The organism is Streptomyces phyllanthi (assembly GCF_009377205.1).
Lineage (GTDB): Bacteria > Actinomycetota > Actinomycetes > Streptomycetales > Streptomycetaceae > Streptomyces > Streptomyces phyllanthi.
This window is the reverse complement of sequence record NZ_VJZE01000456.1, coordinates 1-7,336: the sequence shown is the minus strand read 5'-3', so window position 1 is coordinate 7,336 and position 7,336 is coordinate 1. Positions and strand designations below refer to the sequence as shown.

At 71.5% G+C, this 7,336-nt stretch carries 7 protein-coding genes; 4 read left to right on the top strand and 3 right to left on the bottom strand.

From position 1 onward, the window contains the following. On the bottom strand, window positions 1-705 hold a 705-nt coding region (locus FNH04_RS48200; protein WP_228031846.1), incomplete at its 3' end, for a DUF2510 domain-containing protein. A gap of 679 nt (window positions 706-1,384) precedes the next feature. On the opposite strand from FNH04_RS48200, the gene FNH04_RS37800 reads away from it, so the two are divergent. Beyond that, complete coding sequence (locus FNH04_RS37800) at window positions 1,385-1,804, top strand: SsgA family sporulation/cell division regulator (protein ID WP_152790357.1); 420 nt, start codon at window positions 1,385-1,387, stop codon at window positions 1,802-1,804. 21 nt (window positions 1,805-1,825) lie between these two features. Here the strand turns inward: FNH04_RS37800 and FNH04_RS37795 are convergent, their stop codons facing one another. Continuing rightward, entirely contained in the window at window positions 1,826-3,232 is a 1,407-nt protein-coding gene (locus tag FNH04_RS37795; RefSeq protein ID WP_322725014.1) for an FAD-binding oxidoreductase, read from the bottom strand. A gap of 93 nt (window positions 3,233-3,325) precedes the next feature. Here FNH04_RS37795 and FNH04_RS37790 point away from each other — a divergent pair, with 93 nt between their 5' ends. Beyond that, on the top strand, window positions 3,326-4,747 hold the full coding sequence (locus FNH04_RS37790) for a tetratricopeptide repeat protein (protein ID WP_152790355.1): 1,422 nt from the start codon (window positions 3,326-3,328) through the stop codon (window positions 4,745-4,747). A gap of 113 nt (window positions 4,748-4,860) precedes the next feature. On the opposite strand, the gene hppD is transcribed toward FNH04_RS37790, so the two are convergent. Beyond that, complete coding sequence (hppD, locus tag FNH04_RS37785; RefSeq protein WP_152790354.1) at window positions 4,861-6,006, bottom strand: 4-hydroxyphenylpyruvate dioxygenase; 1,146 nt, start codon at window positions 6,004-6,006, stop codon at window positions 4,861-4,863. A gap of 123 nt (window positions 6,007-6,129) precedes the next feature. Between hppD and FNH04_RS37780 the strand changes: the two genes are divergently transcribed. Continuing rightward, the gene (locus tag FNH04_RS37780) at window positions 6,130-6,609 is read left to right on the top strand and encodes an Lrp/AsnC family transcriptional regulator (protein WP_152790358.1); all 480 of its coding nucleotides are present in this window, start codon (window positions 6,130-6,132) and stop codon (window positions 6,607-6,609) included. Window positions 6,610-6,712: 103 nt separating this feature from the next. Then, entirely contained in the window at window positions 6,713-7,309 is a 597-nt protein-coding gene (locus tag FNH04_RS37775) for an ArsR/SmtB family transcription factor (RefSeq protein WP_152790353.1), read from the top strand. The last annotated feature ends 27 nt before the right edge of the window (window positions 7,310-7,336 follow it).

Here is a 7,336-nt window from a genome sequence, read left to right as displayed (position 1 = left end):
CTGCTGGGGCTGCTGAGGGCCCTGTTGCGGGCCGGAGAGTGCCTCGGGGGCCGTGCGGGCCGTGGGTGGCGTGTGGGGCGCGTGGGGGTTCAACCCCAGTGCCTGCCGGGCGGCGGCCTGGGCGCTCGTCGCGGGGGCGCCGAAAGGTGCTCCCTGCCCCTCGCCGGCCGGGGGGTTCGCGCCGGTCGCCGGGCGGCGGAAGACGACCGTGCCCTCCGGCCTGTCGCTGTCCGAGTCCGCCGGCGGGATCGTCGCCGCGTCGTCCGTGCTCGCCGTGCGCGCGGAGTCGCCTCCGGGCCCGGCCGACTGGTCCGCCGCCACCCGCGGGTCCGTGCCGCGCGACGCGCCCCACGAGACCCGGCGGTTCTTGTCGCCGCCGAAGCCGGACTGCCGTGACCGGTCGGCGCCCCACGCGGACGCGGGCTCGGGCCTGCTGCCGTGCTGGGCCTCGGCGGGGGTCGGTCTCCTCCCTTCGGCAGGCGCAGCGGGTTCCGGGTCCTCGTCGAAGAAGTGCGGTCCCGTCTCCTCCACCGCGGCGGGGGCGCCCGGCGGGGAGAGCGGTTCGCCGTCGGAGGGCGCCGGACGGCTCGTACCCGGTACCCAGGCGGCACCGTTCCAGTACCGGACATATCCAGGAATGGACGGGTCCGGGTAATACCCTTCGCGGGGCCTGTCGTCACCGGGGGCCGGGGTTGGGGCGCTCATGTCCGTCGTCCCGTATCTGCTCGGGGGTTGATAGAGGGGATCCACATCTACCAGACCCCGGCACGCATCACCGCCGCTCCTGCCGTACCCGCCCCTAACGGGCACGGTTCTGATACGGGCCGCACGCGTACCGTCGTACAACCTTCCGGGCCGACCACCTGGAACCACCGGCACAACACCACACCACCCGCCCCGGCTGGGGGCCCGGGGGTCGCCCCCCGGGAAAGCACGGCCCAGACCCCGGCACGCATCACCGCCGCTCCTGCCGTACCCGCCCCTAACGGGCACGGTTCTGATACGGGCCGCGCGCGTACCGTCGTACAACCAAACGGGGCTCCGAGGGTCGCCCCCGGAAAAGCACAGCCCAGACCCCGGCACGCATCACCGCCGCTCCCGGTCCCGCCGTACCCGCCGTACCCGCCCGCCCCATCTGACGTGTCCGCCCCTGTCGGGCACGGTTCTGGTGCGGGCGCCCGTGCCGCGCCGTGCCTCTTCGAGCGCCGCTCTGATACGGGGGCACACGTGTCGTCGTACGACCTTTCGGGGCCGGTCGAAAAAGTTTCCCGAATCCGCGTAATGGTTCCGGTCCCTCGTCGCTCTCCACTCGTACGGGCCCGTCCACCGGGCGCGTACGAGACCCATGAGACGTACGAGAACCAACCGAGAGGAAACGCACGACATGCAGCACACCGTGGTGGAACGCAAGCTGGACCTCAGGCTCGTCCTGTCGCCGGAGCGGAGCATCCCCGTCCCCGCCAGACTCGGCTACCGCAGCGACGACCCTTACGCCGTCCGGGTCACCTTCCACATCGACTCCGACCGTCCGGTCCAGTGGACGTTCGCCCGGGAGCTCCTCGTCGAGGGGGTGTTCCGGCCGTGCGGGCACGGGGACGTGCGGGTGTCGCCGACGAAGGTGAACGGCCGGAGCGTCGTCCTGATAACGCTGAGCTCACCCGGCGGGGACGCCCTGCTGGAGGCGCCCGCCGCCCAGGTGTCGGCCTGGCTGGAGCGCACCCTGCGGGTGGTGCCGCCGGGGACCGAGGGCGAGTGCCTGCGCATCGACGACGGGCTGGCCGAGCTGTTCGCGCACGGTGCGTGAGCGGGTGGAGGGCGGCAGGCGTCAGAAGAGCTTGCCCGGGTTGAGGATGCCCAGCGGATCGAAGACCGCCTTGACCGCCCGCTGCATCTCCAGGCCGACGGGACCGATCTCGCGGGCCAGCCACTCCTTCTTGAGGATGCCGACACCGTGCTCGCCGGTGATCGTGCCGCCCAGTTCCAGGCCGAGCGCCATGATCTCGTCGAAGGACTCGCGGGCGCGCCGCGACTCGTCGGGGTCCGTGGCGTCGAAGCAGACGGTGGGGTGCGTGTTGCCGTCACCGGCGTGGGCGACGACCCCGATGGTGAGGCCCTGCTTCTCGGCGATGCGCTCCACGCCGGCGAACAGTTCGCCGAGCCTGGAGCGCGGCACGCACACGTCGTCGATCATCGTCGTACCCTTGACCGCCTCCAGCGCGGTGAGCGACAACCTCCGTGCCTGGAGGAGGAGTTCGGACTCGGCCGGGTCGTCCGCCGGGACGACCTGTGTGGCGCCCGCGGCTTCGCACAGGGCGCCGATCGCGGCGAGGTCGGCACCCGGTTCCGGGGTGTCGAAGGCGGCGAGGAGGAGCGCCTCGGTGGTCTCGGGGAGGCCCATGTGGGCGATGCCGTTGACGGCCTTGACGGTCGTCCTGTCCATCAGTTCGAGGAGGGACGGCACATGCCCGCCCTCCATGATCCGGCACACTGCGTCGCAGGCGGCGGACGCGGAGGGGAACTCCGCCGCCAGCACCAGCTGCTGAGGCGGCTGCGGCCTGAGCGCCAGCACGGCCCGTACGACGATGCCGAGCGAGCCCTCCGAGCCCACGAAGAGGCGGGTGAGGTCGTACCCCGCGACACCCTTCGCCGTACGGCGGCCGGTGGACATCAGCCGGCCGTCGGCCAGGACGACGTCCAGGCCGAGGACGTACTCGGCCGTCACCCCGTACTTCACACAGCACAGGCCGCCGGAGGCCGTGCCGATGTTGCCGCCGATGGTGCACATCTCCCAGCTGGAGGGGTCCGGCGGGTAGTACAGGCCGTGTTCGCCCACGGCGCGGGAGAGCGTGGCGTTGACGACGCCCGGTTCGACGACGGCGATCCGGTCGACCGGGCTGATCTCCAGGATGCGGTCCATCTTCGTCAGGGACAGCACGATGCAGCCGTCGGAGGCGTTGGCCGCGCCCGACAGGCCGGTGCGGGCGCCCTGCGGGACGACCGGGACACGCAGGTCGGTGGCGGTGCGCATGACGTGCTGCACCTGTTCGACGGTGCGGGGCAGGACGACGACGGCCGGGGCACCCGACTCGCAGAAGCTCGCCATGTCGTTCGCGTACGAGGCCGTGACATCCGGGCCGGTGAGGACCGTCTCGGCCGGCAGGCCGGCCAGGAGCCGGTCGAGGAGATTGCCGGTCGTCTCGTCGCGTGCTGCTTCGATACGGCTCATGATCACAGCCTCGCACCGGACGGCCATCGGTGTGAACCCGTCGGCGGGGGCCTTTCGGGTGCCGGGGCGCGGTCGTCGTACTGACGCACAGTGAGCGGCATGGAGAGCGAAAAGGGGCTGGAAGAGGGGCAGAGCAAGCCGGCGGGCCGGACACGACGGCGCGTGCTGATCGGGACGGCTGCCGTCGCCGGGTGCGCGGTACTCGGCGGGGTGCTGGTGCTGCTGCCGCCGGACGTGTGGCAGTCACGGCCGTGGTCCGCGCCGGGGCCCCCGGAGCGGGCCCGGGTGGCCGTCGGGGCCGGGGCGCCCGCCGCGCGGTCCGCCCTGACGGTGCGGATCGATGAGCAGGAGGCCCGGGTCCGCGCCCGGCCGAAGGACGCGCGGGCGTGGGCGGCGCTCGGCACGGCGTACGGGGAGCGTGGGCGCCGTACCGGAGTGGTGGCGGACTTCCCGAAGGCGGAGCGGGCGCTGCAGACCTCGCTGAAGGTCCGTCCGACCGGGAATGTCGAGGCGTACGAGGGGCTGGCCGCGCTGGCGCTCGCCCGCGGGGACTTCCATACGGCCAGGCGGTGGGGCGAGGAGGCCGTGGAGACGGCGCCCCAGCGGTGGACGGCGTATCCGCCGCTGATTGACGCGCATTGTGGTCTCGGCGACATGGAAGCCGCCGACAGCTCCCTGAACCGGCTGCTCGCACTGCGGTCCGCCCCGGCCGTGACGGCGGTCGCGGCCCGGCTGTACTGGGAACAGGGCCGCAGCGAGGACGCGGCGGCGGCGATCTCGGAGGCGGCCGCACACGCGAGGAGCCGGGCCGAGCGGGCCCGCTACCTGGTGCGGGCTGCTGAGCTGGCATGGCAGCGCGGCGAGCGCGGGAAGTCCCTCAACTACTCCACGGCCGCTCTGCGTGCCGCCCCCGAGGACCACGCCGCCCTCGCGGGGCAGGCCCGTGCGCTGGCGGCGCTGGGCCGCACCGAGAGGGCGGTACGGACGTACCGGTCGGCTCTGGCGAAGGCGCAGCTGCCCCGGTACGCCCTGGAACTGGGCGAGTTGCACGAGGCTCAGGGGCGCAGGGACCTGGCGCGGGCCCAGTACGAGGTGCTGCGCGAGGCGGTGCGGGAGGGCACGGCGGCCCGGGTGAACAACTCCCTGCTCCTCGGCCTCTTCGAGGCGGACCACGGCGCCCCGAAGGAGGCGGTCCGGCTTCTGCGGGCCGAGTGGAAGCGGCATCCGAGCCTGCGGGTGGCGGACGCGCTGGGCTGGGCGCTGCACCGGACCGGCCAGGACCGGGAGGCTCTCGGGTTCGCGAAGCAGGCGACCGAGAAGAGGTACCGCGGTGAGGTCCGCGACGCGCTGTACGCGTACCACCGGGGCGAGATCGAACGCGCCCTGAGGCGGCCCGGCCCCGCCCGCCGCCAGCTGGCCGAGGCCCTGCGCGTCAACCCGTACTTCTCGCCGCTGCACGCGCCCGCGGCGATGCGGGCGCTGAAGGAACTGGGCGAGCCCTCGGGGAAGGCGCCCAAGTAGAACCTTCCTGGGGCCGTCCGAGGCGCGGGGCGCCCGTGCGGCCCCACGGCGTCAGTTCCGTGGGGCCGCTGTGGTGGCCGGGGGAACTCGTGGGCCGCGGTGGCGGCTCCGGGCTACAGGTTGCCCCGCTTGGCCTGCTCCCTTTCGATCGCCTCGAACAGCGCCTTGAAGTTGCCCTTGCCGAATCCCATCGAACCGTGTCGTTCGATGATCTCGAAGAAGACCGTCGGGCGGTCCTGGACCGGCTTGGTGAAGATCTGGAGGAGGTAGCCGTCCTCGTCCCGGTCGGCGAGGATCTTCAGCTCGCGCAGGGTTTCGACGGGCACGCGGGTCTCGCCGACCCACTCCCCCAGCGTGTCGTAGTACGAGTCGGGGGTGTCGAGGAACTGGACGCCCGCCGCCCGCATGGTCCGCACCGTCCGCACGATGTCGTTCGTGTTGAGCGCGATGTGCTGGACGCCGGCGCCGCCGTAGAACTCCAGGTACTCGTCGATCTGGGACTTCTTCTTGGCGATGGCGGGCTCGTTGATCGGGAACTTCACCTTGAGCGTGCCGTCGGCGACGACCTTCGACATCAGCGCGCTGTACTCGGTGGCGATGTCGTCGCCCACGAACTCCTTCATGTTCGTGAAGCCCATGACCTTGTTGTAGAACTCCACCCACTCGTTCATACGGCCGAGCTCGACGTTGCCGACGCAGTGGTCGACGGCCTGGAAGGTGCGGTGGGCGGGCGGCTCGACCATCGGGGCGGCGGCCACGAAGCCGGGCAGATACGGGCCGTCGTAGCCGGAGCGCTCGACGAGGGTGTGCCGGGTCGTGCCGTACGTGGCGATGGCGGCGAGGACGACCGTGCCGTACTCGTCCTTCAGCTCGTACGGTTCGGCGACGGAGCGGGCGCCGTGTTCGAGGGCGTACTCGTAGGCGGCGCGCGCGTCCGGGACCTCGATGGCGAGGTCGATGACGCCGTCGCCGTGCTCGGCCACGTGCTCGGCGAGGAAGTGGCCCCAGGTGGTGGCCGGCTTGATGACCGAGGTGAACACGAAGCGCGCGGAGCCGTTCTCGAGCACGTAGCTCGCGGTCTCGCGGCTGCCGTTCTCCGGTCCGGAGTAGGCGACCAGCCGCATGCCGAAGGCGGTGGAGTAGTAGTGGGCCGCCTGCTTGGCGTTGCCCACGGCGAACACGACCGCGTCCATTCCCTTGACCGGGAAGGGGTCGGCCCGCCGGGCGGTGTCGGGAGTCTGGTGTGTGGTCTGCGTCATATGCGCAGGCTCTCTCCACTGCCGCAAGGTGCGCAACAGTTCCCGGATCCACTGGACAATCTGCTCATGGCGATGCCCGTACTGGCGGGTGTTCTGTACAGGGTGACCACCCGGGAGGCACTCATGGCGATCGATCATCTGGACGGACGGATCATCCTGCTGCTGGCCCGCGAACCACGTGTCGGCGTCCTGGAGATGTCCCGGCGCCTCGGTGTCGCGCGCGGGACGGTCCAGGCCCGCCTCGACCGGCTCCGGTCGAACGGAGTGATCCGGGGCTTCGGCCCCGAGGTGGACCCGGCGGCACTCGGCTACCCCGTCACGGCGTTCGCGACGCTGCAGATCCGGCAGGGCCAGGGCGCGGACGTACGGGCCCATCTGGCGACGGTGCCCGAGGTGCTGGAACTCCACACGACGACCGGCAACGGCGACATGCTGTGCCGCCTGGTGGCCCGCTCGAACGCGGACCTCCAACGGGTGATCGACCGGGTCGTCGGCTTCGGAGGCATCGTCCGCGCCTCCACGGCGATCGTCATGGAGAACCCCGTTCCTCTGCGGATCATCCCGCTGGTGGAACAGGCGGCGGAGGATCGGGAGGGGGTGTAGGGGTTCGGAGTGTCGGGGGTGGGAGTTCCAAAGGATTTGTTGCAAAGCATTTGTTGCAAAGGAGGTCTTGCAAGCACTCCTTTGCAACGCTACCTTTGCGTGCATGCCGGAGCATGAGCATGAGCATGAAGACCTGACACCGCACGTACTCGACGCCCGCTCCCTGCGAGGGCTCGCGCATCCGTTGCGTATGGCCCTGCTCAACGCGCTGCGGCGCGGCGGGCCCGCCACCGCCTCCCAACTGGCGGAGAAACTGGGCGAGTCCAGCGGCGCGACCAGCTACCACCTGCGCCAGCTCGCCACGCACGGCTTCGTGGAGGACGCGCCCGAGCACGGCAAGGGGCGGGAGCGCTGGTGGAAGGCCGTCCATGTGGGTGTGCGGTTCGACGGGGCCCTGTTCAAGGACCCGAATCCGGCCGTGCGCGGGGCCGCCGATCTGTTCATGCACGAGGTGGCGACCACCCACAGCCGGGAGATCGCAACCTGGATCGGCAACCGGGGCGACTGGCCCGACAACTGGACGGACTCCTCGGACATGAGCGACTGGACACTGCGCCTGACGCCCGAGCTCAGCCGCGAGCTGAGCGGCAGGATGCACGAACTGGTCGAGGAGTACCGCGCCAGGTACGCGAACACGGACGCGCCGGGCGCCGAGACGGTACGCGTCCACACGCACCTCTTCCCCACCCACACGGACTGAGAGGCCGCCCCCGATGGACCCCGAGAC

Coding starts and splice junctions, on each gene's coding strand:
- FNH04_RS37800 (WP_152790357.1), top strand. CDS start 1,385: ATGCAGCACACCGTGGTGGAACGCAAGCTGGACCTCAGGCTCGTCCTG.
- hppD (WP_152790354.1), bottom strand. CDS start 6,006: ATGACGCAGACCACACACCAGACTCCCGACACCGCCCGGCGGGCCGAC.
- FNH04_RS37775 (WP_152790353.1), top strand. CDS start 6,713: ATGCCGGAGCATGAGCATGAGCATGAAGACCTGACACCGCACGTACTC.
- FNH04_RS37780 (WP_152790358.1), top strand. CDS start 6,130: ATGGCGATCGATCATCTGGACGGACGGATCATCCTGCTGCTGGCCCGC.
- FNH04_RS37790 (WP_152790355.1), top strand. CDS start 3,326: ATGGAGAGCGAAAAGGGGCTGGAAGAGGGGCAGAGCAAGCCGGCGGGC.